We start from the raw sequence: 26,996 nt of genomic DNA on the forward strand, positions 1-26,996 counted from the left end.
GGAGAATCGAGCGCCGCCCTGATGCGGCACCCTGGGTTACTGCCGGTCGGTCATCCTGCGACCGGAGCCTTGTCGGGGTCGGAGGCCGGGTTCGGCGGGTCGACCGGTGTGGACGTCTCGTTCTGGCGGAACGGACGCATCAGGGTGCCGATGATCGAGAAGCGACCCTGGCTCTTGCTGTAGACGTCGAAGGCGACGGCGAGGAGGAGGACCAGGCCCTTGATGATCTGGACCATGTCCGAGCCGACGCCCTCCAGTTGGAGACCGTTGTTGAGCAGCGCCATGACGAGACCGCCGACGATGGAGCCGCTGATGGTGCCGAGGCCGCCGGAGACGGCGGCGCCGCCGATGAATACGGCCGCGATGGCGTCGAGTTCCCAGCTCAGACCGTCCTGCGGGCCGGAGGCCGCGGACCGTGCCACGAAGATCATGCCGGCGAGCGCGGCCAGCACGGACATGTTCATCATGACGAGGAAGTTGACGCGCCGGAGCTTCACGCCGGACAGTTCGGCCGCGCGGGAGTTGCCTCCGACGGCGTAGATGTGCCGGCCTCCGATGGTGTTGCGGGTGTAGTACGAGTACGCGAGCACCAGGGCGATCAGGATGATCCCGGAGATCGGGAAGCTGGTGCCGACGCGGCCGCCGGCGAAGCGCAGCGTCGCGAAGACGATGACGCCCACCATCACGACCAGACGGATCCCCGTGACCCACAGCGGCGCGGCGTCGGCGTGCATGGCGCGCCGGGTCTGCCGGGCCCGCCACTCGCGCCAGGCCACGCCCGCGCAGGCGACCAGACCGAGGAGGAGGGTCAGGTTGTTGTAGCCGGTGTCCGGGCCCACTTCGGGCAGGAAGCCTGCGCCGATGTCACGGAATCCGGTGGGGACCGGCACGGTGTCGGCGTTGCCGATGTACTGGTTGCCGCCACGGAACAGGAGCATGCCCGCCAGGGTGACGATGAACGCCGGCACCCCCACGTAGGCGACCCAGAAGCCCTGCCAGGCACCGATCGCCGCGCCGACGAGCAGGCCGAGCACGATGCCCAGGGGCCAGGGGAGCGAGTGCTCCTGCATCGTCTTGGCGACCACGATCCCGGTGAACGCCGCCACCGAGCCGACCGAGAGGTCGATGTGCCCGGCGACGATCACCATCAGCATGCCGATGGCCAGGATCAGGATGTAGGAGTACTGGCTGACCACGGCGATGAGGTTGCCGGAGGTCAGGGTCAGCCCTCCCGTCCAGATCTGGAACAGGAGCACGATCGCGACGAGCGTGGCGATCATGCCGAACTGGCGGGCGTTGGAGGTCGAGCCTCCGAAGAGGTTCTTCTGCAGGTCTGTGATGCGGCTCATGGGCTCGGTGTCTTCTTCATAGAGGTCATCTGTTTCATGAGGAGTTCCGGGTTCGCGTCGCGGCGTGTCACCTCACCGGTGATGGCGCCTTCGAACACGGTGTAGATGCGGTCGCAGAGTCCGATGAGCTCGGGCAGCTCCGAGGAGATGACGACGACGCCCTTGCCCTGGCCGACCAGCCGCTGGATGATCCCGTAGATCTCGTACTTGGCGCCCACGTCGATCCCGCGGGTGGGCTCGTCGAGGATGAGCAGGTCGGGGTCGGTGAACATCCACTTGGCGAGGACGACCTTCTGCTGGTTGCCGCCGGAGAGCTTCACGACCTCCTCGTCCACGCTGGGGGTCTTGATCCTCAGGTTCTGCCGGTACTCCTCGGCGATCCGGTGCTCGCTCACCGGGTCGATGACCTGGTGGCGGGAGATCTTCGACAGCTTGGCGGCCACCATCGAGGTCTTGATGTCGTCCAGCAGGTTGAGGCCGACCGACTTGCGGTCCTCGCTGACGTAGGCGAGGCCGTGCCGGATGGCCTCCGGCACCGTCTTGAGGTGGATCTCCTTGCCGTCCTTGAAGACCCGTCCCGACAGGAACGTGCCGTAGGAGCGGCCGAACAGGCTCATCGCGAGTTCGGTGCGCCCGGCGCCCATGAGGCCTGCGAACCCGACGATCTCACCGCGCCGCACCGTGAAGCTGGACCCCTTGCACACGAGCCGTTCGTCGGACGCGGGATGCCGCACGGTCCAGTCGAGGACCTCGAAGAACACCTCGCCGATGTCGGGCGTGTGGTCGGGGAACCGGCTGTCGAGTTCGCGGCCGACCATGCCGCGCACGATGCGGTCCTCGTTCACGCCGTCGGCCTCGACGTCGAGGCTCTCGATCGTCCGGCCGTCGCGCAGGATGGTGATGGTGTCGGCGACCGCCTCGATCTCGTTCAGCTTGTGGGAGATCATGATGGAGGTGATGCCACGGTCCCGGAAGTCGCGCAGTAGGTCGAGCAGGTGCTGCGAGTCGGTCTCGTTCAGGGCCGCGGTCGGCTCGTCGAGGATGAGCAGCTTCACGTCCTTGGCGAACGCCTTGGCGATCTCGACGAGTTGCTGCTTGCCGACGCCGATGTCCTTGACGAGCGTGTCCGGGTCCTCCTTGAGGCCGACCCGCTCCATCAGCTCCACCGCGCGGTGCTGTGCGGCCCTCCAGTCGATCGAGCCGCGTTTGCGCGGCTCGTTGCCGAGGAAGATGTTCTCCGTGATCGACATGCCAGGGACCAGCGCCAGTTCCTGGTGGATGATGACGATGCCGGCCTGCTCGCTGGCCCGGATGTCGTGGAACCTCACGGTGTCGCCGCGGTAGACGATCTCGCCGGTGTAACTGCCGTGCGGGTGGACCCCGCTCAGCACCTTCATGAGGGTGGACTTGCCTGCGCCGTTCTCGCCGCAGATCGCGTGGATCTCCCCCTCCTTCACCACCAGGTTGACGTCCGCGAGCGCCGTCACGCCGGGGAACGTCTTGGTGATGGACCGCATCTCCAGCAGCATCGGGGCGCGGCTCATGCGCGGAGCTCCACGCTGCGGACGCCGCGGCGATCACGCGGGCCCGCCTCCCCTGGGATGCGACATTTCGTGGACATCAACTTGCCTCCGATGACACTGCGCCGTGCCTCCATGCCGGACCTGTTGCGGCTTGGGCACCGGACTTTAAATCCATTTGTTTTACTAAGTCAACGCCCTTGAGCGGTATCGTCATTGCGGTAAGAGAGGAACGCGTGTGCGGCAAGCAGGAACAAACCTCCCCAAAGTCGGGCGGTACAACCGGGCGGTGGTCCTGGACCAGATCCAACTCGCCGACGGGATCAGCCGGGTCGAGATCGCCCAGAAGACGGGACTGACCCCGCAGACCGTCTCGGGGATCGTGCGCCGTCTGCTGGACGAGGGCATCGTGCGGGAGGACGGGGCCAGTCGTGGCGCGGGCGGCGGCAAGCCCCGCACCACCCTGCGGGTCAACGCGGACGCCGGCAACGCGGTCGGCCTCGTCTTCGACCCGGTCGAACTCACCTGCTCCGTGGTCGACCTGCTCGGCCGGCCACTGGTCGTCAGACGGCACCCCACGCCTCCCGGTACCGATCCGACGCACGTGGTGGCCGCCATGGCCGACCTGGTCGCCGAGGTGCTCGCCGAGGCGGACGTGCCGCGCGCCAACGTCCTGGGGCTGGGCCTCGCCACCCCTGGGCCGATCGACCAGCGCAGCGGCATGATCGTCGCCCCGCCCCAGCTCGCGCACTGGACGCGGGTCCCGCTGCAGCAGATGCTCAGTGACGCGACCGGCCTTCCGGTGACGCTCGACAACGACGCCACGGCCGCCGCGGTCGGCGAGCGCTGGTCCGGCGCGGGCCGGGGCGTGGCGAACTTCGCCTACCTGTTCTTCGGCACCGGCATCGGCGGTGGTCTGGTCCTCAACCACCAGGTCTACCGTGGCGGTTCGCTCAACGCCGGCGAGTTCGGCCACTCGACGGTGCTGTCGGACGGGCCGGAGTGCTACTGCGGCAACCGGGGCTGCCTGGAGGGACTGGCCAACCCGTCCGCGATCGTGGCCGAGACGCACCGCCGCCTCACCGACAAGCCGGGCGGCAGTGTGCTGTCCCCCGCGTACGACCGGGACCCGGCCTCCGTCGACCACGCCGCGGTCCAGCGCGCGGCCGGAACCGGCGACCCGATCGCGGCCGCGGTCATCGACGAGGCCGCGCGTCACGTGGCCACGGTCGCCGTGACCATCGCCAACTTCATCGACGTGGACCTCATCATCCTCGGCGGTCACGGCATCCAGCACGTGGAGTCCCGCTACGTCGACGCCGTCGCCTCCGCACTGGCCTCACGACCCCTGGCCCGGCACATCCGCGTCGTCCAGGTCGCAGCCTCCCCCCTCGGCGCGGACGCGGCCGTCGTGGGCAGCGCCGCGCTCGTGCTGCACGCCACGTACTCGCCGCAGTTGTCGTCGCTCGTGCTGGACTGAGGTGCGCGTGCTTCAGGGCGACGGAGGATCAGGCCGGAGCACCAGCGCGCCGATGAGGCGCTCGACCGCCGCGGCGTAGGCGGCGTGGTCCAGTCCGGGATCCCAGGCGGTCTGCAGCGCCAGCCCCTGGTAGATCGCGACGAACACCCGGGCCAGGCCGTCGGCAGGCCACGCGGCGTCCAGCTCGCCGCGCTCCTGGGCCGCCCGGACGAGGTCGGTGATGACGGCGCGGGGACGGTCCACACCCTCGCGTGCCACCGCGTGCACCCGGGGTGCCCGAAGGGCCTCGGCCCAGATCTGGACGCCGAGTTGCACGCGCTGCCGCTCGTCGGAGCCCGCGAGTGAGCGCAGGAGTTCCAGGTAGCCTCCGGCGACCTCCCGGAAGGCGTCGGCGGTGTGCCCGGCGGGGTCGTCCAGGTGCAGTCGGCGGGCCTGGTCGTCGTGCCACCGGTCCGCGATGGCCGCGACCATGTCGTCCTTGTCGGCGAAGTAGCGGTAGACCAGGCCGGCGCTGAATCCGGACTCGGCCGCGATGTCCTGGATGGTGGTGCGGTGGAAGCCCGTACGGGCGAAGCAGCGGGCGGCGGCGTCGAGGATCTGCGCGCGCCGCGCCCGCAGGTGCTCCTCACTGACCTTGGGCATCACAACACCTCGGCCTGGGCGATCCGGTAGAAGGGCGCGGCCGGCTCGTGCCGCCCCAGGGGCTCCAGGTACTGCGCGGCTGCCTCCCTCGCCGACCGGTCCGAGGTGAGCTCCAGTCCCCGCTCGGCCAGGTACGCCCGGAGCTCGTCCGGGAGGAAGCCGAAGGTGAAGGGTTCCCCGGCCGTACGCACCGCGTCCGCCCACGCTGTGACGCCGTCGAAGTCACCGGTGCCGTCCAGGGCCCTTCGGTCCATGTAGGTGAGGACGATCCGGCTCCCGGGCGCCAGCGTCGTGGAGAGCGCCGTCAGCGTGGCGTGCACCGACGGCGCGTCGAGGTAGTTCGTCACGCCCTCCCACACCACCACCGCCCGGTCGCCGGTCAGTCCCGCCTCGCGCAGGGCGTCGCCGAGGTCCTGGTGCATCAGGTCCACGGGAACGAAGCGGATGCCGTCGCCCGGCAGGCCCGCCCGGGCGGACCAGGTGGCGGCCAGCCCCCGCTTGGCCGCCTGCGTCGCCGGGTGGTCGACCTCCAGGACGGTGGCGTCGTGCGCCGCGTCCAGGCGGAAGGCCCGGCTGTCGTAGCCGGCGCCCAGCAGGACGAGTTGCCGGGCGCCGTGTTCCAGGGCGTCCACGACCAGGTCGTCGATCAGCCGGGTGCGGACCACGGCCGAGGCGCGCGGACCTGCGGGCCAGCGCCGGTCGATCCACCGCTCAAGGAACCGCGCCACGCCCGGACAACGGGCGATCGTCACGGCCAGGCGGTAGCCGGGACCGAGGCACGAGGCGGCGTACGGGTCGATGAACAGGCGCGGCCCCGGGCGCACCGACTCCAGCGCCCGGAAGAGCGCGACGTGCTGCGCGGTGCGGCTGGGTGTGCTCTGCATGGCTCCATCATAATGAATGCACATCCATTTTTTATTCAGGGCGGCGGACGGCCTCCGGCGGCAGGGTGTCACTCCTCGTCGGACGGGGTCATCCCGACCTCGAGGACGCCGTCGTACCGGAAGAGCTCCGAAGCCAGCCGGCCGGGGTCGGCCGTACCCTCGACCTCGAGCAGGACCCGGGCGGCGGCATCGGTCCGGCCCGGCAGCCTCTCCACCCTCACCTCCCGGATGCGGAACCCGAGCCGCGTGCAGGTCTCCATCAGCCGGGGCAGCAGGGCGGTGCCCGTGCGGTAGGTCAGGCGCAGCTCGGAGACCGTCGCCGTCGCCCCGGGCAGCAGGCGCGGGACCAGCCGGGGGTAACCCCGTACCACCAGGAAGTGCAGGGCCGTGACGGCCAGCGCCAGGATCGGCAGCCCGCCCCCGCAGGCCATGCCGATCGCACAAGTGAGCCACACGGTGGCCGCCGTGGTCAGACCGCGCACCGCGTCCCTGCGCACGAAGATCAGGCCGCCGCCGATGAACCCGATCCCCGAGACGATCTGGGCGGCCACACCGGACGGGTCGAAGGAGACGTTGTCCAGCCCGAGCACATTGGTGAAGCCGTGCTGGGAGACCTCCATCATCAACGCGCTGGCGACACCGACCAGCGTGTGGGTGCGCAGCCCCGCGCTCTTCTGTTGCGCCGCCCGCTCCCAGCCGATCAGGCTGGAGAGCAGCAGGGCCGGCCCGAGCTCCGCCGGTTGCCGCAGCCCCTGCCCGTTCCCCACGTCCCACAGCGGCGCCGCCACCTCGGCCATGAACACCTCCGCCCCATGCGACGGCGTCCCTGAGGCCGCCGCACCCGGCAACTCCCAGAGCGTGCCCCGGATCCGGGGGGCGAAAAGCGCCGGTCGCGGATCGGCACAGGACCTGCGGTCACCCCGCCGGGAGCCGCACGCGCAGCAGCGCACCGCCCTGGGGTGCCTCACCGGCATCGGCCTGCCCGCCGTGGCGGTGGACGATGTCGCGGACGATGGCCAGACCGAGCCCGGCACCTCCCGCGTCGCGGGCACGGGACTCGTCCAGCCGGATGAAGCGGTCGAAGACGCGTTCACGGTCGGCCGCCGGGATGCCCGGACCGTCGTCGGTCACCTCCAGCAGGGCCCCCCGTCCGTCGCGGGTGACACGCACCGCGACCGAGTCGCCGGCGTGACGCTGGGCGTTGTCCAGGAGGTTGTCCAGGAGGCGTTCGAGCCCCCGGCGGTCACCGCGTACCGTCACGGCGTCCGTCGCGTCGACGGTCACGGGCACCCGGCCGGAGCGCAGGGCGGCCCTCTCGCGGGCCAACTCGTCCAGGGCGACCGGCTCCATGGGCATCTCCTCCCCCGCGTCGAATCGGGCGAGCAGGAGGAGGTCGGAGGCGAGCGTCTGGAGCCTGGCCACGTCGTTCACCGCGACGTCCAGGTCCAGCAGGGCCGGATGGGCGCTCGCCACCTCCAGTTCGGTGCGCAGCGCCGCGATCGGGCTGCGCAGTTCGTGGGAGGCGTCGGCGACGAACCGCCGTTGCCGTTCGACGGCGGATTCCAGGGCCGTGAGCGTGTCATTGGTGGCGCGGGCGAGCCGGGCCACCTCGTCCCGGGCCGGGGAGACGGGAACCCTGCGGGAGAGGTCGGTGCTGGAGGTGATGGCCTCCATCTCGGCGCGGATGGCGTCGACCGGGCGCAGCGCGTTGCGTGCGGCGAGCCAGGTCACCGTCCAGACCACGGCGAGCATGACGGGCAGTCCGGCCAGCAGGAAGACCACCGCCGTACGGACCGCGTCCTGTTCGGCGGCGAGGGAGGCCCCCGCGGTGACGGTGTAGCGCTCACCGTCGCGTTCCCCCGAGAGGACGGCGAACCGGTACGACGCCTGCGTGCCGTCCACGGTGGCGGTCCCGGTGCCGTGCTCGGCCTCGGACTCGGTGTCGCCGTCCGTGTCCGGTACCGGCGCTCCGGTGATCCGCTGCACGTCCTCTCCGGCCGCGAGGAGACCGCCGCGGGCGTCGGCGACCCGGACCGGGTACTCGTCGCCGTCCGGCAGGTCGAGGCGGCCGTACGAGGTCCCGGCGGCGATCTGGGCCGTCACCTCACGCGCGGCGATCTCGGCCCGCAGGCCGGCCTGACCGGTGAGGTTGGCCCGGAGCGCGAGGACGAGCCCGAGGCCCGCCAGGACCAGGGCGACGCCCACCACCGCGGTGGCGGACAGGGCCGTGCGGGCGCGGACGGACCTCATCCGGCCTCCATCACGTATCCAGCGCCGCGGACGGTGCGGATGGTGGCGGCCCCGAGCTTGCGCCGCGGGGCGCTGACGTAGACCTCGACGATGTTGGAGTCGCCGCTGTAGGCGAAGTCCCACACGTGCTCGATGATGTCGGCCTTGGTGACCACCTCGCCGGCGTTCAGCACCAGGTGCTCCAGCACCGCGAACTCCCGCGCGGTGAGCGGGACCTCGGTCCCGTCGCGGGTGACCCGGCGGCGGGCGGGCTCGACGGTCAGCCCACCGATGGTGACCACCGGTGAGCCTCCGTGGGAACGCCGTCGCAGCAGCGCGCGAACGCGGGCCAGGAGCACGACGTAGGCGAAGGGCTTCGTCAGGTAGTCGTCGGCCCCGGTGTCCAGGCCCTCCGCCTCGTCGTACACCCCGTCCTTGGCGGTCAGCATCAGGATCGGCGTGTCGTCTCCGGCGGCCCGCAAGGCGGCACAGACGCGGTAGCCGTTCATGCCGGGCAGCATGATGTCCAGCAGGATCAGGTCGTAGGTCCGCTGCCCGGCCTGGTGCAGCGCTTCGTCGCCGTCGTGGACCACGTCCACGCCGAAGCCCTCGGCGGTCAGCCCCTTGGCCAGCGAAGCGGCGAGGCTCCGCTCGTCCTCCACGATCAGCAGGCGCATGGGTACAGCCCGCCAAAACGATCCTGAGGATTCCTTCAGGATCCTTCAGCGCCGCTTCAGGTACGGGGAGCGATCGTGGTGGTCACCGGACCGCTACGGAAGGACACACCATCATGAGGCGCAAGATGCTGATCGCCACCGCGGCCGCCGTCGCCGTCCTGGCCGGTACGGGGGGCGTCGCGGCGACCGCACTGGCGGACGACGACGACCGGCAGCCGGCGTCCGCCGTGGTCACCGACGACCGCGGCGGCCACGCCACCGATGGCGACGGTCCCCGCGACGACGACCGCGGCACCGACGGCGAGGAACGGACCAGCGGCTCCCGCACGGTGAGCCTCACCGACGCCGTCGCCACGGCGCGGGCACAGGCCCCCGGCACCGTGGTGTCCGCCGAACTGGACGACGACCGCGGCCGCACGGAATGGGAGGTCGAGACGCTGGCCGGGGACGGCACCTGGCACGAGGTGACGATCGACGCCGCGAACGGCGAGGTCGTCACCGCCCGGCAGGAGCAGGACCGGCAGGACGCCGACGAGGCCCGGGACGCCCTCCGTGGTTCCCGCACCGACCTCCTGGAAGCGGCGAAGGCGGCCGGGGACGCCCGGCGCGGCACGGTCACCTCCGTGTCCCTCGACGACGACACCCGTACCTGGGAGGTGGAGTTCCACAAGGACGGCTCCGACCACGAGGTCCACGTCGACCCGGCCAACGGGGCCATCGGCTGACGCGGCCGGTCCGCGCCCTCACATCCGCAGCTCGGGCGGAAAGCCGGTCCAGCGCAGCTCCGCAGGGAGGTGGCGGGTGTCGTTCTGGACCAGGACCGAGACGGGCCGCCCCGGCGCATAGCGGATGACGGTCAGGGCCGCGTTGCCCTGGTTGACCCCGAGCCACCGCCACGGCGGGGCGTCCATGGCGTGCCTCACCAGCCAGCCGACCAGGAAGTTGTGGGTGACGACCAGTTCGTGACGCTCCTGATCGCCCTCCACGGGACCGGTGAACTGCTCGAGCGCGCGCAGGGCCAGCGACGGACCGAGCGCGCGCTCCTGCGCCTTGGCGCCGTCGAGGAAGCGCAGGAGGTGGTCGGCGCTGTCCGGGGGCAGTTCGTCCCGCCCCGGGAAGTACGGGACGTAGTCTCCGGCGGTCTCCGAGACGCGCAGGACGGCACCGTCCAGGTGCTCCCCGATCAGGGCGGCGGTCTGCGCGGCCCTGGGCAGGGGGCCGTGATGGACCACGGATATCGGGTGGTCCGCCAGCCGGCGGCCGAGCAGGGCGGCCTGGCGGCGCCCGTCGTCCGACAGACCGCTCTCGTCCGGCACGGCCTCCCCGTGCCGGACGAGGTACAGGTAACGCGTGGCCACAACCGTCATGCCCGGGCTCCTTCACGATGCTTCATGATCGAGTGGGTCGTCCCTGGGCACGACGCCCCCGCTGCCGTTCCGGTTCCGGATGACGGTCCGGGCGGCGGCGTCAGGGCAGGAGGGCGAGGGCGCTGTACCAGACCGGGCCCGGGTTGAGGCGGTCCGGGTGGAGCTGCAGCATCAGGTCGTAGAACGTGCGGGGGCGGGGTTCCTCCGCCAGCAGGCGCTGGGCGTCGAGCAGGTAGTCGCGGGTCTGCCGCAGGATCACGGGGTCGTCGGGCAGCGCCTTGTTCTTGTGGCCGGCCACGACCGCGCGCGGGTGCAGCGCGAGCACGGTGCCGATCGCGGCGAGCCACTTGTCGATGCCGCCGCCGGCGCTTTCCCGCAGGTACTGGTGGACCCCGTTGTAGGCCACGTCACCGGCCACGACCAGGCCGATCGACGGGATGTGCAGGACGGTCGTGTCGTCGGTGTCGGTGTGGCCGGTCTCCACCACGCGCAGCGGGTGCCCCTCCAGCGTGAACCCGTCGGCCGGGACCACCCCGTAGACCACGGGGCTGTCCGGGATGAGCCCGGGGAAGTCCACGTCCCACCTGGTTCGGCGGCCCTCGGTGGCCTGCCAGCGCATCAGCTCGATGGTGCCCTCGGTGGCGTACGGAACCGCCCCGGGGAAGCGTCGCAGCAGCAGATCGGTCCCGAACCAGTGGTCGCCGTGACCGTGGGTGGCGTAGACGTACGTCAGCCGTCTGCCGGAGCGTTCGATCCAGCCCCCGACACCGTGCACCTGCTCACGGGTGAACGGCGGGTCGACGAGGACCGCTTCCGCGTCGCCGAGGACCAACGTCGAGGTCAGCGGCGAGGAGAAGATCGGGCTCCCGTCGGGCAACCGGGGACCCTGGGCGCGGCGCAACCCGTCGCACACGAAGGTGCCGTAGCGCAGATCCGTCATCGTCGGGTCAGCCGAGCCCGGCGGGCACCGGCGCCTCCATCAGTGTCAGCAGGTGGGCGACCTTGTGGTCCAGTTCCAGGCCCACTTGGGCGATCTCCTCGCTGCCGTAACTGCCGAAGTGGGAACTCGGCTTGTCGATCACGAATCGCGGTACGTCGTCGTCGCTCCGGTAGATCTCGGTGCGCAGCGGCGCGTGCATCATGGCGGAGGGATCGTGGCGGAACATCCGCTCGGCGATGGCGTAGTTGCCCATCAGGTACATCACGAACGGCGTCGTGTCCCCGGCGATGCCCATGAGCGCCGTTCCGGAGTCCCTCCAGAAGATCATGAATCCGTGGGGCGCGTTCCCCTCGGCCAGCGCGAGGGCGCTCTCCCAGGAGCCGCCGGACCGGACGAGGTCCCGGATCTCATCGGCCCGGTACTGCGGCACCAGGGACTCGTAGCGCCGCACGGCCTCCTCGAACGTCCCGGGCAGGGGGACGTCGAACCTGGTGACGCCGTAGTCGACCGTTCGCGCCTCGGACACCTGGACCACCTCGGACGGCACGGCACACCGCCGCGCCCTCCTCCCATCGTCCCTCCGCGGCACGTCGGCGCAACTCCGCGCTCACACCCAGTTGCGCCGGGCCGCCGCGACGCCGGCGCCGAACCGGTTGGTGGTGCCCAGTTCCGTGTAGAGGTCCTGGATGCGCCGGCGCAGTGTCCGCGTCGAGATCCCGAACTGGCGGGCGATGGCGTCGTCCTTGACCCCGGCGGCGAAGAGTGCGAGCAGGTTCCGCTCCTCGTCGGTGGGATTGCGCACCTGCTCGCCGGGAGTGGAGGGCTCCGGTGGCGGTGGTGGCTGCGAGCTCGGCCCGCTCAGTGAGGCGGCACCGGCCCAGTAGTGCTCGAAGAGCTCGGTCAGGGCTTCGAGCAAGGGGGGCGCCTCGGTGTAGAGCGTGTCGGTGCTGTCGGGGCCCAGGCTCAACGACACCATGGCCGCCGAGCGGTCCGCCATGGTCAGCTTGACGGGCAGCGAGGACACGACCCTGGCCTCCTCGCCGCGTGAGACCAGGCTGCCCAGCTCCTGCCCCCCGCCGTCCTCGTCGAAGCTGGCGGCCGCGTAGACGACCCGCACCCGTACGCCGCGCCGTACGGCGGCCTCGTCGAGCGGACCGTTCGGAACGAACAGGAAGGGAGGTCGGGCCAGGCCGCACATCTCGTACTTGGCGGCCTGGTGCAAACGGTAGTAGCAGTCCCCGACTTCCTCCGGGCCGCTGATCGTCCGTGTGGCGGGTTCGCCGGCGCTGGACCGCCTGGCCTCGTCGAACAGCGCGCCGAGCGGCCCGGTGGCGTCGCGTACGGCGGCCAGTTGGCGTTCGCGTGACTCCACCAGTGTCCGCAGCGCGTGACGCGGATCCACGGTCAGGTACTCCCCCGAGGAGCGGCGGCTGAGCAGCCCGGAGTGGTGCAGGCGTTCCAGCAGGGCCACCGCCGCTCCGGTACCCAGCCCGAACGTCGCGGTGACGTCGTCGGCCGTACCGCCACCGTGTGCGAGCAGTTCGCGGTAGACGGCCTCGGCCCCCGCGTCGAGTCCGACCAGCTCCAAGGGTGCGGCGCCTTCCGTCATCCTTCTCCACCTCTGACCTTCGTGCACGCGAGCGAACTGACGTCATGTCAGCAGCGTGTGATGGATGTGCCGCTGTGCGGCGGCCGCTCACACCGTGCAGTGTGTCTCGCTTGCCGATCATTGCGCCGCTTTGCGCCGTGTCCACTTGGTGACATGGCACAGAAGTGCCAAAGGGCCGCCTTTACAGCGATGCGAACGGATGGCTGACTGCGTTCCACCCCACCCCATCGAGTCCATGAGGTTCCCTTGCGCATGCCTCCGTCCCGCAGACGCGGGCTGACAGCCGCCGTCGCCGCCCTGGTGGTGCTGACGGCCACGGGTCCGGCCGCATCGGCCGACCCCTCGGCGACGTCCCCCTCCCCCGCCGCGACCGGTGCCGCTTCCGCAGCCGTGCGCACCGTCACGCTGATCACCGGCGACAAGGTCACCGTCACCGGGGACGGCCGGGCCCAGGCCGTCACCTCGGTCACCGACCCGAACGGCAGGACCGGCGGCGCCCACGTGATGTCGGTGGGCACCGACACCTACGTGTATCCCGACGCCGCGGTCCCCTACATCGCGTCAGGAGCCCTGGACGAGGGGCTCTTCAACGTCACCGCGCTGCTGAAGGACGGCTACGACGACGCGCGCAGCGACCGGCTGCCGCTCATCGTCACGTACACCGACGCCGCCGCCCGCTCCCGCAGCGCCAAGACCCCGGAGGGCGCGCGCAGGACGCTGACCCTCAGCAGCATCCAGGGCGCGGCGATCTCCGCCGAGCACGAGCGGGCCGCGGACTTCTGGTCCTCCCTGACCGGTGCCGACGCGAAGGCCACCGCGGCCGCGAGGACGGCGGAGGGCGGACGGCTCGCCGGCGGCATCGCCAAGGTGTGGCTGGACGGCAAGGTCAAGGCCACGCTGTCGGACACCACGGCGCAGATCGGCGCCCCGGAGGTCTGGGCCGGCGGGGACACCGGGCAGGGCGTGGACGTCGCCGTCCTGGACACCGGCATCGACGCCGCGCACCCGGACTTCGCCGGCCGCATAGCCGCGACGGAGAGCTTCGTGCCCGGCGCGGACGTCACCGACCGGCACGGTCACGGCACCCACGTCGCCTCGACCGTCGCCGGGACCGGCGCCGCCTCCGGTGGCACCGAGAAGGGCGTCGCCCCGGGCGCGTCCCTGCACATCGGCAAGGTCCTGGACGACTTCGGCAGCGGCCAGGACTCCTGGATCCTGGCCGGCATGGAATGGGCAGCCCGCGACCAGCACGCCAAGGTCGTCAGCATGAGCCTGGGCGGCGACGCCACCGACGGCACCGACCCGCTGAGCGAGGCCGTGAACCGGCTCAGCGAGGAGACCGGGGCGCTGTTCGTCATCGCGGCGGGCAACTCCGGCCCCGCGCCGTACACCGTGAGCGCCCCCGGTGCCGCCGACGCCGCGCTGACGGTGGGCGCGGTCAACGGCCCCGGCAAGGGCGTGGACCAGCTGGCATCCTTCTCCAGCCGCGGCCCTCGCGTGGGCGACAACGCCGTCAAGCCCGACCTGACCGGCCCGGGGGTGAACGTGCTGGCCGCGCGCTCGCAGTACGCCCCTGAGGGGGAGGGCGCGTACCAGACGATGAGCGGCACCTCCATGGCGACGCCGCACGTGGCCGGCGCCGCGGCCCTGCTGGCCGCCCAGCACCCGGACTGGACGGGGCAGCAGCTCAAGGCCGCCCTGATCAGCACCACCGCGAGCACCATCGAACGCTTCAGCCCCTTCGAGGCGGGCAGCGGGCGCGTGGACGTCGCCGCCGCCGTGAAGGCCACCCTGGTCGCCTCCGGCGACGCGTACGCGCAGACGCACTACCCGTACACGCCGGGTCAGACGGTCCGCAAGGACGTCACCTACACCAACTCCGGTGCCGCACCGGTCACCGTGGACATGTCCCTGAACCCGGGCCAGTTGCCCGAGGGCCTGTTCACGCTGACCGAACCGCGGCTGACCGTGCCCGCGCACGGCACTGCCTCCGTCGGCGTGATCACCCACCTCGACGCGGCCGAGGACAACGGCGCCTACTCCACCCGACTCGTCGCCACCGGCGCCGACGGCACGGCCCTGGCCCGCACCACGGTCGGGGTGAACAAGGAAGGCCGCCGGGTCAACCTGACGGTCACCGCCAAGGACCGGCACGGCAAGGCCCTTCCCGGCACCCTCATCCTCAAGGACGTGGAGCGCAACTCCGCCCCCAAGGCGTTCGCCGTCGACGCCTCGGGCCGCATCGACCTGCGCCTGTCCCCGAGCACCTACTCCGCGTGGCTGAACGCGGACGTGCCCGGCATCGACGGTACGCACACGCTGGGCTTCGCGATGTTCTCGGCGCCTCAGATCGACCTCGACACCGACCGCACCGTGCGGTTCGACGCCGCGAGCCTGCGCAAGGCGGCCGCCGTCACGCCGCAGCCGACCGCCAACGAGTTCATGCGGGTGGACCAGTACCGCACCAACGGCGACCTGTTCCCCTTCCTGGACAGCTACATGCCCGAGTACTGGCGCTACGACAGCCTCTGGGTGACGCCGACGCCGAAGGTGACGAAGGGCTCGTACCACTTCGCGACCCGCTGGCGGCAGATCCAGCCGCCGCTGACGTTCTCCTCCGGCTCGCAGACCTACGACGACGTCACCATCCAGAGCATGTCCCCCAAGCTGCGGGACGGCACGGGCACCTACCGCGCGGTCTGGGCCGGTGACGGCTCAGCCGCGGCGTTCCGCAGGCTCAAGGTGCGCGGCCAGGTGGCGGTCGTCCGTCGCAGCGACACGGTGTCCGCCCCGGACCAGGCCGCCGCTGCGGCGAGGGCCGGCGCGCGGCAGTTGCTGATCCTGAACGACGGCTACGGCAAGTTCGACCCCTGGGCCGACCTGCCCGACGCCGCCCCCCTGCCGGTGGCCTCGCTCGGCACCGACGACAGCGCACGGCTGCTGAGCCGGCTCCGCAAGCCCGGCACGGCGACGCTGAAGGTGGTCTCGCACCCGTACCCGCGCTACGCGTACGACCTGATCCGTCACCACGACGGAGCGGTCCCGAAGGACCCGTCCTACCGTCCCCGTCCCGGGGACCTGGCCCGTATCGACGAGTCGTTCCGCAACAGCACGCAGGCCGAGGCCGTGGCGTACCGCGAGGACGTGTCGCTCATCTTCAACCGGCCCACGCTCATCCAGGCGACGCGGGTCGCGGCCCAGGGCACCCTCACGTCCTGGGTCTCGGCGGGCGACGACGCCCGCTGGATCTCCTCCGCCGCGATGCGCGACCTCGGCCAGCGGGGCGTGATGCGCACCTACAAGGCGCGCAGCACGAACACCGAGACCTGGTTCTCGGCGATCCAGCACCCGCGGGTGCTCAACGACGGCATCAGCTGGACGGCCCCCTACCGGGTGGGCGACATCATCAGCACGTCCGTGCTGCCGGCCTGGGGCGACTCGGGCGGTCACTCGGGCGTCGCCTGGGTGGACGGCAACACCTCGAAGGTCTCGCTGTACCAAGGCGACCAGCTGCTCGGTGAGGACTACAACGAGCGGATCGTGACCGTCGAGGGGCTCTCACCGGACCCGCAGCCCTACCGGATCGTGGTGGAGGGCGAGCGGAACGTGCCGGACCGTCCGTACTCGACCCGCACCCGCACCGAGTGGGGCTTCACCTCGAGCACGACGGACTACTCGGCCATCACGCCCCTGCCGCTGGTGCAGCTCGACTACGCGGTGGCCACCGACCTGTCCGGCAAGGCCAAGCGGCGCACCGCCCTGACGGTCACCGCCTCGCACCTGAAGGGCGCGGCGGGCGCCGGGGCGATCCGCACGGTGACCCTCGAGGTGTCGTACGACGACGGCGCCACCTGGCGCAAGACGACGCTGCGGCAGTCGGGCGGCGGCTGGAAGGCGCAGCTCGACGCGCCGTCCCGGGCCCGCTTCGCGAGCCTGCGCACGACGGCGCGGGACGCGAAGGGGAACAGCGTCAGCCAGACCCTGATCCGCGCCTTCGGCGTCAAGTAGCCGACGGCGGTACGGACGAAGGGCCCTTGTCCCCGGTGCACCGGGGACAAGGGCCCTTCCTGGGGTGTCGGCTCGGGTCGGGGCCGACGCGACGCGGGAGGCGTTGAGGAGGGGGTCGTCCTCCCGCGCCGCGGTCCAGTGGGGTTACTTGGTGAAGCCGATCCGGGTCCAGTCGGTGTCCTGGAAACCGAAGGCGCCGTAGTTGGCCACGTCGGACTTGGTCGCGACGATCTGCGGCCGCTGGTAGAGCGGCAGGTTCGCGGCCAGCTTCCACAGCGCGGCGTCGGCCGCGTCGAGGTCGGCGAGGTAGGCGGAGTGGCCGACCTCGGTGCCCGCCTTGTGCATGTCGGCGTCGATCCCGGCGGTGCCGATGCGCGAGTAGTTCTGGCCGACGTTGCCGTGCTCGGGGGAGACGAAGGACGCCGCACCGTTGGTCAGCGGGAAGAACGGCACGGAGCCGATGCCGCTGAACAGCGTGAGGTCGAACTTCCCGGCGCTGACGTCGTTGAAGAAGTCGTCGCTCGGCTTGACCTTGGTGTCGAGCTTGATGCCCACGTTCTTGAGCATCGCCGTGAACAGCTGTGCCTCGTTGGCGGCGATGGGCGTGCCCGACGGGATGGTCAGCGTCAGCTCCAGCGGCCTGCCGTCCTTCTCACGGACGTCGCCGTGCGGTTTCCAGCCCGCCGCGTCCAGTTGCCGCCCCGCCGCGGCGGGGTCGAAGCGGCCGAGGGAGCCGGCGTTGTCCTTGTAGGCGACGTCGTTGTTGACGAGGAAGTGGTTGTCGAGGGGCTGGGCAGGGAACGGCAGGCCGTTGAGGTCGGCCTTGCCGATGGCCTGGCGGTCCAGTGCCATGAACAGGGCCCGGCGGACACGGACGTCCTTCAGCAGCGGGCTCGCGCCGTTGACCACCATCTGCCGCAGGTTCGGGGCGCCCGCCACGCGGATGGAGGTGTGCGGCACCTTCTGCGCCTGCTTGTAGGCGGCCACGTCGGGCCCGATGTCCTCGACGTCGATCTCGCCGGAGGCGAAGGCCCCGGGTGTCGACGCGGCGTCCAGGGTGCGGAAGTTGATGCCGTCCAGCACCGGCTTCGGGCCCCACCAGTGGGGGTCCCGGACCTCGGAGACGACCTTGGTCGTCGGGTCCATCCTGCTGACCTTGAACGGGCCCGCGGTGACCGGGATCCGGTTCTTGTAGCCGGCGTCGAACTTCTGCGGGGTGTCGATCTGCGATGCCGGGTACAGCGGCGAGAACAGCGTCTGCCATTCGGAGAAGGGTGTGGCGTAGGTGACGACGACGTGCCGCGCGTCGCTCCCCTCGGCGACCGAGGAGATCTGCTCGTAGCCGGAGGTGCTGACGGGGGTGTACTTGGGGTTCTTCCCGTTCTGCGCCTGCCAGTCCGCGCGGAAGTCCTTCCAGGTGATGGGTGTGCCGTCGGACCACCGGGCCCTGGGGTTGAGCGCGTAGGTGGTGACCTGCCTGCCGTGCTTGACGGCGGTGCTCACCTTGCTGAGGTAGTTCGGGTTGGGGGTCCGCTTGTTGTCGGGGGTGCTGTGGAAGAGCGACGGCAGCAGGGGGGCCATCGTCGTGGTCACGGCGACGGTGTTCTGCGAGGCCGCGTTGAGGCTGTTCCACTGGGTGGGGTACTCGTCGACGGGGAAGTTGAGGGTGCCGCCCTGCCGGAGTCCCGCGGGGTCGGCGGGGTTGATCTGGTTGAGGGTCGCCTTGGGCGGGGCCTTGGGCGCCGACGAGCTCGCGCCGCCGTTGCCGCTTCCGCACGCGGTGGCGCCGGCGAGGAGACCCGCGGACACCACGACTGCCGTGGCCAGCTTTACGGACTTTCGGTTCAACTGACTCTCCTTGTGGGTTCCGTGGGTCGGGTGTCCGCCGGGCGGGACGGCCGGGGGTGCGTCACAGGCCGGCGCGTCACAGGCCGGGGGCGCGTCACAGGACCTCCAGGGCGGCCGCGTGGTGGCAGGCGGCGGTGTGGTCCTCGCCCAGGGCCCCTGCGGCGGGGTCCTCGGTGTCGCAGCGTCTGGCCTCGGCCGGTGCGAGCTGCAGGTACTTGGGGCAGCGGGTGCGGAACCGGCATCCCGAGGGGGTGTCCGCGGGGCTGGGCAGGTCGCCCTGGAGGATGATCCGCCGGCGCTGCCGCTCCTTGCGGGGGTCGGGCAGCGGCACGGCCGACAGCAGTGCCTGGGTGTAGGGGTGGGCCGGTCGGGCGAAGACGTCCTCGACGTCGCCGGCCTCGACGATGCGGCCGAGGTACATGACGGCGACGCGGTCGGCGATGTGCCGGATGACCGACAGGTCGTGCGCGATGAACAGATAGCTCAGGCCGAGTTCTGCCTGCAGCTCGTCGAGGAGGTTGATCACCCCGGCCTGGACCGAGACGTCCAGCGCGGAGACCGGCTCGTCCAGCACGACCAGCTTGGGGTCCAGGGCCAGCGCCCGGGCGATGCCGATCCGCTGCCGCTGTCCTCCGGAGAACTCCGCGGGATAGCGCTCGGCGTGCTCGGGCAGCAGCCCGACGAGGCGGAGCAGTTCGGGGACGCGCGCGGCGATGCGTTCCCGGTCCCAGCCGTGGGTGCGCAGCGGCTCGGCCAGGATGTCGCCGATCGGCATGCGGGAGTCCAGTGACGCCATCGGGTCCTGGAACACCACCTGGAGGTCCCGGCGCAGCTCCCGCCGCGCCTTCCCGTCCAGTTGCCCGACGTCCCTGCCGAGGACGGCCACGGTGCCGCCGCGCTGCCCGGCGAGGTCGAGGATCTGCAGCATGGTGGTGGTCTTGCCGCAGCCCGACTCGCCCACCAGCGCGAGGGTCTCGCCCTGGCGGATGTCGAAGTCCACGCCGTCGACGGCGCGCACCGTGCCCACCCGGTGCTTGAACACCGCGCCCTTGAGGAGCGGGAAGTGCTTGGTGAGGTGGGTGACCCGGAGCACCTCGGGCCGTGCCGCGCGCGGGGGTCCGCCGGGCCGCCGCGGTGAGGCGGGGGTGGGGAACATGCCCGGGGAGGGGATCCCGCCGGGCGTGTCGATCTCGTGTGCGCGATGGCACGCCGTGGCGTGACCGGCTCCGGTCGCGACGGCGCGCAGGCCGGGCTCCTCGGTACGGCAGCGGTCCACGGCCACCGGGCAGCGCTCCGCGAAGGGGCAGCCGGCCGGGAGGTCCACCATCGACGGCGGCGTGCCCTCGATGGGGGTGAGGGCCGTCCGGTCCCCGGTGTCGAGCCGCGGCACCGAGCCGAGCAGGCCGATGGTGTAGGGCATGCGGGGGGTGGCGAACAGCTGGTCGGCGGTCCCGGTCTCCACCGGCTTGCCGGCGTACATGACGACCACCCGGTCGGCCATGCCGGCCACCACGCCGAGGTCGTGGGTGATCAGGAGGATCGCGGCTCCGGTGACCTCCTGGGCCTTGCCCAGGACCTCCAGCACCTGCGCCTGGATGGTGACGTCGAGCGCCGTGGTGGGCTCGTCGGCGATGATCACCTCGGGGTCGTTGGCGATGGCCATGGCGATCATCGCCCGCTGGCGCATGCCGCCGGAGAACTCGTGCGGGAAGGCGTCGACGCGCCGCCTCGGGTCGGGGATGCCCACCAGGTCCAGCAGTTCCAGGGCCCGTTCGCGGGCCTGGGCGGCGGTGAGGTCCTGGTGGATCCGCAGGGCTTCCACCAGCTGGGTGCCGATGGAGAAGACGGGGGTGAGCGCCGAGAGCGGGTCCTGGAAGACCATGCCGATGTCACGGCCGCGGATGGCTGACATCTGACGGTCCGGCAGTCCGAGGAGCTCGCGGTCGTTGAGCCGTACGGAGCCGGTGACCTCCGCGTCGTCCGGGAGCAGGCCGAGCACGGCGGTGGCGGTGACGGACTTGCCGGAGCCGGACTCGCCGACGACGGCCAGGGTCTCACCGGCGCGGAGCGTGAAGTCCACCCCGCGGACCGCCTGCACCCGTCCGGCCTCGCCGGGGAAGGACACCCGCAGGTCGCGCACGGTCAGGACCGGGTCGCCGGAGGCCGGCCGCGGGGTGGGGACGCCGGGGGCGGCGGTGGGGACGGTCACCAGGTTCCTCCGCGGATGCCCCGGCCTTCAGATCGGGGAGGGATCGGACCCCTGCGGAGCAGGGCAGGGAAAGGGGTTTCGCCCCCAGGACGAAAGACCGGCGGGTAGTGTGTGTGTCGTGCTGAGCGAGAACCATGCCAGCGCGACGGCGCGTTGCGAGAACCAAGCACGAGCCACCTCGGCTTTGCCGTACACAACCGGGCAGGTTCCATCCCGGCTGGTGTTGAGGGAGTAAGACCTTGCGGGGTGCTGACCTGCGGGGCTTCCTGAGCCAGGATTCCCCCTGCTTCAGCATGGGGAGGGTTCAAGGGGTGACTCCTTCCTCGGTGGGTGCGGCGGTGATGACCGCGGCTGAGGGCTTGCTGGGCGGGACCTGCCCGGCCTTCGCGTGCCGGGAGGTGGGCGTGCCCGGCCGGGCGCGCCCCCGGGACTTCGCTCCCCGTGCCGTCGGGTCGAAGGCGTCCCGCAGTCCGTCGCCGATGAACGCGACGGAGAGGCCGATCAGGACGAGGAAGGCGGCGGGGAAGAAGAACAGCCACGGGGAGGTGTTGGCGTCCGGCGTTCCGGCGGCGATGAGGGTGCCGAGGGACACGTCGGGCGCCTGGATGCCGAACCCGAAGTAGGACAGCGAGGTCTCGCCGAGCACGATCGCGCCCACCTGGACGGTCGCGTCGATGATGAGGATCGACGCCGCGTTGGGGAGGATGTGCCGGAAGATGATGACCAGCGGGTGGACGCCCATGTAGCGCGCGGCGAGGACGTACTCCCGCTCCCGCAGGGTCCGGGTCATGCTCCGCACCACCCGCCCGGTGATCATCCAGCCGAACGCCGCGAGCAGGACCACGAAGAACAGCCAGGTCCCGTGCTGGAACGCCGGTGACAGGACGGCGAGTAGCAGGAACGCCGGGATCACCAGCATCAGGTCGAGGAACCACATCAGGACGCGGTCGGTCCAGCCGCCGAAGTAGCCGGCCGAGGCGCCCACCACCGCGGCGATCAGCGTCGTGAGCGGCCCTCCGACGAGTCCGACGACCAGTGACTTCTGCAGGCCCCTCAAGGTGAGCGCGAACAGGTCCTGGCCCGAGTGGGTCGTGCCGAACCAGTGCGCGGCCCCGGGCCCGGTGTCCAGGCTGGCGAAGTCGTTGTCGTGGTACGTCCAGTGCAGGAACGGCGGTACGGCGTACGCCAGGAGCACCAGGGCGATCACCAGGGCGATGCCCACCAGGGCCAGCCGGTTGCGGGCGAAGCGGGCGAGGACGAGCGCGCCGCGGCTCCTGGTCCGGTGTGGCGCCGCGGTCCCGGCGGCGGTTGCGGGGGTGGTCATGAGGGGATCTCCTCGAGTCGGTCGACGTGGGCCGTCTCAGGTGCGGACCCGAGGGTCGAGCGCCGCGTAGACGAGGTCGGAGAGCAGTCCCGCGATCAGGACGATGCCGGCGGTGAAGATCGCCACGGCGGCGACCGCGTTGACGTCGTTGCTGGTGATGGAGTCGACCAGCCACTCCCCCATGCCGTGCCACCCGTAGATCTCCTCGGTGAAGGTGGCGCCGGTGAACAGCAGCACGACGTTGTAGACCACCAGCGGCATCACGGGGATGACCGCGGTGCGCAGTCCGTGCCGCAGGACCGCCTGACGCCGCCGGAGCCCCTTGGCGCGGGCCGTCCGCAGGAAGTCGCTGCCCAGGACGTCGAGCATCGTGCTGCGCTGGTAGCGGCTGAAGAACGGGATCTGGGCGAGCAGCAGTGTCAGGGTCGGCAGCACGAGGTGTTCGAGGTTGTTGAGGACGACCGGGAGGGTGCCGTGCACCTTCGGGTCGTACATCCCGATGTACTGCACCAGCGGCCCGTCACCCGCGGTGTCCAGGGTCCGCAGTCCGACCGCGATCACCACGACCGGGGTGGCCAGCAGGACGTAGGAGACGATCGTCGACACCCGGTCGGAGGGCCGGTACTGCCGCAGTGCGTTCCAGGCGCCGACCGCGACGCCGCCGACGGCCCCCAGGACGGTCGCGACGAAGAGGAGCTCGGTGCTGACCAGGACGCGGCGGCCCAGCTCGGTGTTGACCGATGCGCCGTCGTAGGTCCTGCCGAAATCGCCGTGCAGCACGATCCCGGTCAGCCAGCGCCAATACCGGAGGTACACGGGCGTGTGCGGGTCGAGGTTGTAGGCGTGCAGGATCGCGTAGATCGAGTGCAGGGGCGGCCGGGGATTCTTCGACAGGTAGTTGATGTCGGGGTGGAGGGTGAAGGATGCGAGAAAGTACGTCGCGCTGGCCGCGATGAACACCAGGATTGCGTAGTTGCCGAGGCGGCGCAGTAGGTAACGGCCCAACGTGCTTTCTCCTTCGCGTGGCACGCCCTGTGACCAGGGCCGCACCGGCTCCTACGGGGGCGTGACCCGGGTTCGGCAGCGCCACCCGGATGTCGCCGTATCGGAGCGGGGAAACAATGGAGCGTCGCGGTGGGACGGCTCGGGAAATATCCTCCTGCCACCCGCGTCCATATGAGGCAATACGCGCACAAAGAATTGGCAATACGCATTGCGGGACGGAATTCCGGGAAAAGGGTTCCGAGTCGGGTGGAATTCTCTCTATGACGTGCGCCACTTTATGTGATGTTGATATCGGCGATGCGGGCGCCGTTCCGGGCAGCACGAAGGGCGGGCGCGGAGTCGGCTCCGCGCCCGCCCCTGGGGGTGCTCCCGCGTCAGTCCACCGCGAGGGTGAAGACGTGGAGGTCCGTGTTCTCCGGGAGCTTCACGCTCGTGATGGTCTTGCCGTCCGGTGCCGGGAAGGGCTTGGTGGCGAAGACGTACGTGGCCACCGGGTCCTTGTCCGCGCCCGCGACGTTGCGGTAGGCGGTCTTGGCGACGACCTCGTTGCCGAACTTGACGCTGCCTCCGCCACCTCCCACGGTCCAGTCGGTGAAGGACAGGTCGACGGCACCGGTGCTGCCGTCGGTGTAGGTGACCGTCGCCGTCGTCTGCTGGTCGCCGTTGACGGCGCTGCCGACGAACGACAACCGCGAGGCGGGCGTGTCCAGTTCGATGGTCTGGCCGGTCGCCGAGGCGTTGTCGGGGCGGCCGGCGGGGGAATCCGGCCAGGTGAACGCGAGGCCTCCGGTGACCGTGCCCTGCGTCCCGCCGGTGAGGCCGGCCGCAGCGAGCGCCTGACGGGAGTAGCTCCAGCCGCCGCCGTCGTAGTCCGCCTCGTCGTGGTCACCGGCGTCGTCCGAGACGCCCGTGCTGTTGTACGCCGCGATGAGGGAACCGGGAGCGGCCACCGTCAGGGACACCGGCTGCTCGTACGAGGTGTCCCCGTAGCTCACCGCCACCTTGGCGTCGTAGAAGCCCTGCTTGACGTCGCCGGCGGTGGACAGGGTGATCTCCTGGGAGCCGTCCGTGAACTCCCCCTCCGCGGGCGACGCCGTGACGCCGTCGGGCACCTCGACGCGGAAGCGCACCTTCGGTGCGGCGCCGCCGCGCAACGACAGGGCGCGGATGCCGACCTTGGTGCCGCCGCCCGGGGCGATCGTCGCCGTGGTCGGGCCGACGCCGACCTGGTGCGGCTGCTCACCCTCCCGGAACGAGGGCGGTGCGTCGGCCGCGTCCGCTCCCCAGGTGCGGTCCGCGGTACGCGACAAGGTGTAGTCGAGCCTGCCTCCGTCCTCGACGAAGGAGGCGGGCAGCCACGGCCGGTCACTGGCACGTCCGTTGACCTTCAGCGACCGGACGTACGGCGCGTCGGCCGCCGCGCCCGCCGCGCGGATGGAGATGTCGTTCCCGGCCGGGCGGTCGATCTCGATCCGCGGGAACAGCGGGGAGCCCAGGACGAGTTCGGCGCGGGAGGGCACCTGCGGGTACATGCCGAGCGCGGAGAAGACGTACCAGGACGACATCGCGCCGAGGTCGTCGTTGCCGGGGATGCCGCCCGGCTGCGTGGACCACAGGGCGCCCATCGCGGCCCGCACGGTCTCCTGCGTCTTGTAGGGCGCGCCGGCGTAGGCGTAGAGGTACGGCACGTTGATCGACGGCTCGTTGTCCATCTCCGACTTCTCGCCGCCGCTGCCGGTGAAGGCCCACTTGCCGTCCGCCGTGTGGAAGAACGAGTCCAGCCGGTCGAGGGCCTCGCCGCGGCCGCCCATCGCCGCGAACAGCCCGGCCGGGTCGTGCTGCACCATCCAGGTGTACTGGGCGGCCGTGCCCTCGACGAAGCCGTTGCCGGTGGCCGGGGTGAACCCGGTGACCCAGCTGCCGTCGGCCGCGCGGTTGGCGATGTAACCGCCGCTCGGGTCGGCGGCGAGGTTGAAGTTGTTCTGCCACCACTGGGAGCGCCGGGCGAAGTCGGCGGCGGTGTGCTTCCGGCCGGCGGCCGAGGCGAGCTGCGAGAGGGCGAAGTCGGCGCCCGACATCTCCAGCGTCTCGGCGGCGCCGCCCCAGGCGTTGGAGACGGACGGCATGTAGTGCAGCTTCAGGTACTTGTCCAGGGACGGGCGCTGACCCACGGAGAGGATCGGCTTGCCCACCGGCGACAGGTCGCGCTCCGTCGGCACGGTCGCGGCCTTCACCAGGGAGTCGAGCGCGCCGCGCAGGTCGAAGTCCGTGCCGCCGAAGGCCCGGATCCCGGCGAGGGCGGCCGGTGACGGGTCGCCGTTCATGACGTGCGTGCCGGAGGCGCCGTGCAGCCAGCGGTCCCAGACGCCGCCGTTCTGCTCGGCGAGCTCGTACAGGGACTGGGCGATGTCCGAGCCGGTGCGCGGGCTCAGCAGGGTGAGTAGCTGCACCTGCGAGCGGTAGACGTCCCAGCCGGAGAAGGTGCCGTACTGCGCCTGGTGGCCGCGGGCCACCGTGTGGACCTCGCCGTCGCTGCCGCGGTATCTGCGGTCGGTGTCGCTGATGACGTTGGGGTGGATCAGCGCGTGGTAGAGGGCGGTGTAGAAGGTGCTGCGCTCGGCGTCCGTGCCACCGCCCACCTTGATCGCGCCCAGCCGGTCGCGCCAGGCGCGACCGGCCGCGTCCCGTACCGAGTCGAAGGAGCGGTGCCGCGGGTTCTCGGCGGCGAGGTTGGCCTCGGCGCCTGCCTGGCTCACGTACGAGATGCCGACCTTGACGTTCACCGGTCCGCTGCCGGGCGCGAACTCCACCCAGCCGCCGGCGCCCTTGCCCGCGACCGGCGTCCCGCCGTGGGAGAAGCCTCCCGTGCCGCCCGAGGCGGTGGTGGAGCCGGGGGTCACCTTGTCGTCCTGCCAGGTGCCGGTCGCCTTGAAGGAGCGGTCGAAGCGGGCGGTGAAGTAGAGGGTGTAGTAGGAGCGCCGGCCCTCCGGGTCGAGGTAGCCGCAGAAGTTCCCGGAGGTGACCGAGCCGGAGACGGTACGGGCCTGCGGGTCGATGATCACGGTGGAGTCCGTGGACCCGACCTCGGAGTTGGCGGTGCGGATCAGCATCGAGGCGGGCTTGTCCGCGGGGAAGGTGAAGCGGCCGGAGCCGGTGCGCGCGGTGGCCGTCAGGTCCGCCGTCACGCCGGAGGACAGGCCCACCTTGTAGCGGCCCGGCTCGGCGGTCTCGTCGGCGTGCTTGAAGTCCGCGGCGTACACCGCGTCCTTGGTGTCCGCCGCGGGCGAGGTGGTGACCTCTCCGGCGTACGGGAGGAACGGGATGTCGCCGCTGCCGCCCGCGCAGCCGGTGCCCGACATGTGGGTGAGGCTGAAGCCCCGGATGCGGGTCGCGTCGTAGTGGTAACCACCGGGCGCCGTGGTGCGGGTGGCGTCACCGCGGGTGGTCTCGGGGCTCCAGGACAGCATGCCGAGGGGGACGACGGCGCCGGGGAAGACGTTGCCGCCGTTCTTGGTGCCGATCAGGGGGTCGACGTAGGCGGTGGGGTCCTGTACGAGATCGGGTGGCGGCGCGGCGGGCGCCGCGAGGGCGGGAGTGGCACCGCCGACCGCCAGGACGGCGGCCAGCAGAACGGACGTCGTACGCAAACGCATGACGCGGCCCTTCTTCTCTCGGACGGGTCGCGCGCCACGGGTCACACAAGCCGCGGGGACAGTAGCGTGCCCCACGGGTGCGCGGGAAGACCCCCTCGGGTGCACGTCAACTCCCTTGACATCGTTGCCTTCTCAGCCGGTATAGTCATGCCCAGCTCAAATGACAACGTTGTCGCGCACCACGGTTCCACAAGCCCCCCACGCCCGGCACCGCTCTCCCCCTCGTCTCCCTGGCCACCCGCCCGCAGGTAC

The 26,996-nt window shown here is 71.2% G+C and carries 19 protein-coding genes; 3 read left to right on the forward strand and 16 right to left on the reverse strand.

Going from position 1 to position 26,996, the window contains the following annotated elements; genetic code table 11:
* Positions 1–50 precede the first annotated feature (50 nt).
* Together mmsB and mmsA are read right to left on the reverse strand one after the other, a co-directional pair.
* The gene (gene mmsB / locus PV341_RS11275; protein WP_500327547.1) at positions 51–1,349 is read right to left on the reverse strand and encodes a multiple monosaccharide ABC transporter permease; all 1,299 of its coding nucleotides are present in this window, start codon (positions 1,347–1,349) and stop codon (positions 51–53) included.
* Complete coding sequence (gene mmsA / locus PV341_RS11280) at positions 1,346–2,893, reverse strand: multiple monosaccharide ABC transporter ATP-binding protein (RefSeq protein ID WP_500357564.1); 1,548 nt, start codon at positions 2,891–2,893, stop codon at positions 1,346–1,348. The genes mmsB and mmsA overlap by 4 nt, the downstream gene beginning before the upstream one ends.
* Before the next feature lie 265 nt (positions 2,894–3,158).
* Between mmsA and PV341_RS11285 the strand changes: the two genes are divergently transcribed.
* Positions 3,159–4,349 (forward strand): ROK family transcriptional regulator, encoded by a 1,191-nt coding sequence (locus PV341_RS11285; protein WP_500327551.1) that lies wholly within the window; start codon positions 3,159–3,161, stop codon positions 4,347–4,349.
* 12 nt (positions 4,350–4,361) lie between these two features.
* On the opposite strand, the gene PV341_RS11290 is transcribed toward PV341_RS11285, so the two are convergent.
* From PV341_RS11290 to PV341_RS11310, 5 genes are all read right to left on the reverse strand, one after another.
* The gene (locus PV341_RS11290; RefSeq protein ID WP_500327552.1) at positions 4,362–4,991 is read right to left on the reverse strand and encodes a TetR/AcrR family transcriptional regulator; all 630 of its coding nucleotides are present in this window, start codon (positions 4,989–4,991) and stop codon (positions 4,362–4,364) included.
* Positions 4,991–5,875: a class I SAM-dependent methyltransferase gene (locus PV341_RS11295; protein ID WP_500357566.1), complete on the reverse strand. Its 885-nt coding sequence runs from the start codon at positions 5,873–5,875 to the stop codon at positions 4,991–4,993. Before PV341_RS11295 ends, PV341_RS11290 begins: the two co-directional genes overlap by 1 nt.
* 68 nt (positions 5,876–5,943) lie before the next feature.
* Positions 5,944–6,672, reverse strand: a complete 729-nt coding sequence (locus tag PV341_RS11300) for an MgtC/SapB family protein (protein ID WP_500357568.1) — start codon at positions 6,670–6,672, stop codon at positions 5,944–5,946.
* Positions 6,673–6,790: 118 nt separating this feature from the next.
* Positions 6,791–8,125 (reverse strand): sensor histidine kinase, encoded by a 1,335-nt coding sequence (locus PV341_RS11305; protein WP_500357570.1) that lies wholly within the window; start codon positions 8,123–8,125, stop codon positions 6,791–6,793.
* Positions 8,122–8,781, reverse strand: a complete 660-nt coding sequence (locus PV341_RS11310; protein WP_500357572.1) for a response regulator transcription factor — start codon at positions 8,779–8,781, stop codon at positions 8,122–8,124. The genes PV341_RS11305 and PV341_RS11310 overlap by 4 nt, the downstream gene beginning before the upstream one ends.
* A 113-nt stretch (positions 8,782–8,894) precedes the next feature.
* Here PV341_RS11310 and PV341_RS11315 point away from each other — a divergent pair, with 113 nt between their 5' ends.
* Positions 8,895–9,506 carry a PepSY domain-containing protein gene (locus PV341_RS11315; RefSeq protein WP_500357574.1) on the forward strand — a complete coding sequence of 204 codons (612 nt, stop codon included), beginning with the start codon at positions 8,895–8,897 and terminating at the stop codon, positions 9,504–9,506.
* An 18-nt stretch (positions 9,507–9,524) separates the two neighbouring features.
* Here the strand turns inward: PV341_RS11315 and PV341_RS11320 are convergent, their stop codons facing one another.
* The 4 genes from PV341_RS11320 to PV341_RS11335 form a co-directional block, all read right to left on the reverse strand.
* Positions 9,525–10,148 carry a histidine phosphatase family protein gene (locus PV341_RS11320; RefSeq protein ID WP_500327563.1) on the reverse strand — a complete coding sequence of 208 codons (624 nt, stop codon included), beginning with the start codon at positions 10,146–10,148 and terminating at the stop codon, positions 9,525–9,527.
* A gap of 100 nt (positions 10,149–10,248) precedes the next feature.
* Positions 10,249–11,088 carry an MBL fold metallo-hydrolase gene (locus tag PV341_RS11325; RefSeq protein ID WP_500357575.1) on the reverse strand — a complete coding sequence of 280 codons (840 nt, stop codon included), beginning with the start codon at positions 11,086–11,088 and terminating at the stop codon, positions 10,249–10,251.
* A 7-nt stretch (positions 11,089–11,095) separates the two neighbouring features.
* Positions 11,096–11,614 (reverse strand): DUF302 domain-containing protein, encoded by a 519-nt coding sequence (locus PV341_RS11330; protein ID WP_500327567.1) that lies wholly within the window; start codon positions 11,612–11,614, stop codon positions 11,096–11,098.
* An 81-nt stretch (positions 11,615–11,695) separates the two neighbouring features.
* Positions 11,696–12,697: a LuxR family transcriptional regulator gene (locus PV341_RS11335; RefSeq protein ID WP_500327569.1), complete on the reverse strand. Its 1,002-nt coding sequence runs from the start codon at positions 12,695–12,697 to the stop codon at positions 11,696–11,698.
* 252 nt (positions 12,698–12,949) lie between these two features.
* Here PV341_RS11335 and PV341_RS11340 point away from each other — a divergent pair, with 252 nt between their 5' ends.
* Entirely contained in the window at positions 12,950–16,705 is a 3,756-nt protein-coding gene (locus PV341_RS11340; RefSeq protein WP_500357577.1) for a S8 family serine peptidase, read from the forward strand.
* Positions 16,706–16,849: 144 nt separating this feature from the next.
* Here PV341_RS11340 and PV341_RS11345 read toward each other — a convergent pair whose 3' ends face one another.
* From PV341_RS11345 to PV341_RS11365, 5 genes are all read right to left on the reverse strand, one after another.
* Positions 16,850–18,553, reverse strand: a complete 1,704-nt coding sequence (locus tag PV341_RS11345) for an ABC transporter family substrate-binding protein (protein WP_500357579.1) — start codon at positions 18,551–18,553, stop codon at positions 16,850–16,852.
* Between the two features lie 94 nt (positions 18,554–18,647).
* The gene (locus PV341_RS11350) at positions 18,648–20,762 is read right to left on the reverse strand and encodes an ABC transporter ATP-binding protein (RefSeq protein WP_500327575.1); all 2,115 of its coding nucleotides are present in this window, start codon (positions 20,760–20,762) and stop codon (positions 18,648–18,650) included.
* Between the two features lie 304 nt (positions 20,763–21,066).
* Positions 21,067–22,086: an ABC transporter permease gene (locus PV341_RS11355; protein WP_500327577.1), complete on the reverse strand. Its 1,020-nt coding sequence runs from the start codon at positions 22,084–22,086 to the stop codon at positions 21,067–21,069.
* Positions 22,087–22,122: 36 nt separating this feature from the next.
* Positions 22,123–23,091, reverse strand: coding sequence for an ABC transporter permease (locus tag PV341_RS11360; RefSeq protein WP_499509040.1), 969 nt, complete (start codon positions 23,089–23,091; stop codon positions 22,123–22,125).
* Positions 23,092–23,465: 374 nt separating this feature from the next.
* Complete coding sequence (locus tag PV341_RS11365; protein ID WP_500357581.1) at positions 23,466–26,744, reverse strand: GH92 family glycosyl hydrolase; 3,279 nt, start codon at positions 26,742–26,744, stop codon at positions 23,466–23,468.
* Positions 26,745–26,996 lie beyond the last annotated feature (252 nt).

It is taken from the genome of Streptomyces sp. PA03-1a (assembly GCF_033792805.1).
In the GTDB taxonomy this organism is placed as follows: Bacteria; Actinomycetota; Actinomycetes; order Streptomycetales; family Streptomycetaceae; genus Actinacidiphila.

What these genes read in the sequence shown, in the direction of transcription:
- PV341_RS11300 (WP_500357568.1), bottom strand. Translation starts at nt 6,672, where the DNA reads ATGGCCGAGGTGGCGGCGCCGCTGTGGGACGTGGGGAACGGGCAGGGG.
- PV341_RS11315 (WP_500357574.1), top strand. Translation starts at nt 8,895, where the DNA reads ATGAGGCGCAAGATGCTGATCGCCACCGCGGCCGCCGTCGCCGTCCTG.
- PV341_RS11295 (WP_500357566.1), bottom strand. Translation starts at nt 5,875, where the DNA reads ATGCAGAGCACACCCAGCCGCACCGCGCAGCACGTCGCGCTCTTCCGG.
- PV341_RS11320 (WP_500327563.1), bottom strand. Translation starts at nt 10,148, where the DNA reads ATGACGGTTGTGGCCACGCGTTACCTGTACCTCGTCCGGCACGGGGAG.
- mmsA (WP_500357564.1), bottom strand. Translation starts at nt 2,893, where the DNA reads ATGAGCCGCGCCCCGATGCTGCTGGAGATGCGGTCCATCACCAAGACG.
- PV341_RS11290 (WP_500327552.1), bottom strand. Translation starts at nt 4,991, where the DNA reads ATGCCCAAGGTCAGTGAGGAGCACCTGCGGGCGCGGCGCGCGCAGATC.
- PV341_RS11355 (WP_500327577.1), bottom strand. Translation starts at nt 22,086, where the DNA reads ATGACCACCCCCGCAACCGCCGCCGGGACCGCGGCGCCACACCGGACC.
- PV341_RS11335 (WP_500327569.1), bottom strand. Translation starts at nt 12,697, where the DNA reads ATGACGGAAGGCGCCGCACCCTTGGAGCTGGTCGGACTCGACGCGGGG.
- PV341_RS11310 (WP_500357572.1), bottom strand. Translation starts at nt 8,781, where the DNA reads ATGCGCCTGCTGATCGTGGAGGACGAGCGGAGCCTCGCCGCTTCGCTG.
- PV341_RS11305 (WP_500357570.1), bottom strand. Translation starts at nt 8,125, where the DNA reads ATGAGGTCCGTCCGCGCCCGCACGGCCCTGTCCGCCACCGCGGTGGTG.
- PV341_RS11325 (WP_500357575.1), bottom strand. Translation starts at nt 11,088, where the DNA reads ATGACGGATCTGCGCTACGGCACCTTCGTGTGCGACGGGTTGCGCCGC.
- PV341_RS11340 (WP_500357577.1), top strand. Translation starts at nt 12,950, where the DNA reads ATGCCTCCGTCCCGCAGACGCGGGCTGACAGCCGCCGTCGCCGCCCTG.
- PV341_RS11365 (WP_500357581.1), bottom strand. Translation starts at nt 26,744, where the DNA reads ATGCGTTTGCGTACGACGTCCGTTCTGCTGGCCGCCGTCCTGGCGGTC.
- mmsB (WP_500327547.1), bottom strand. Translation starts at nt 1,349, where the DNA reads ATGAGCCGCATCACAGACCTGCAGAAGAACCTCTTCGGAGGCTCGACC.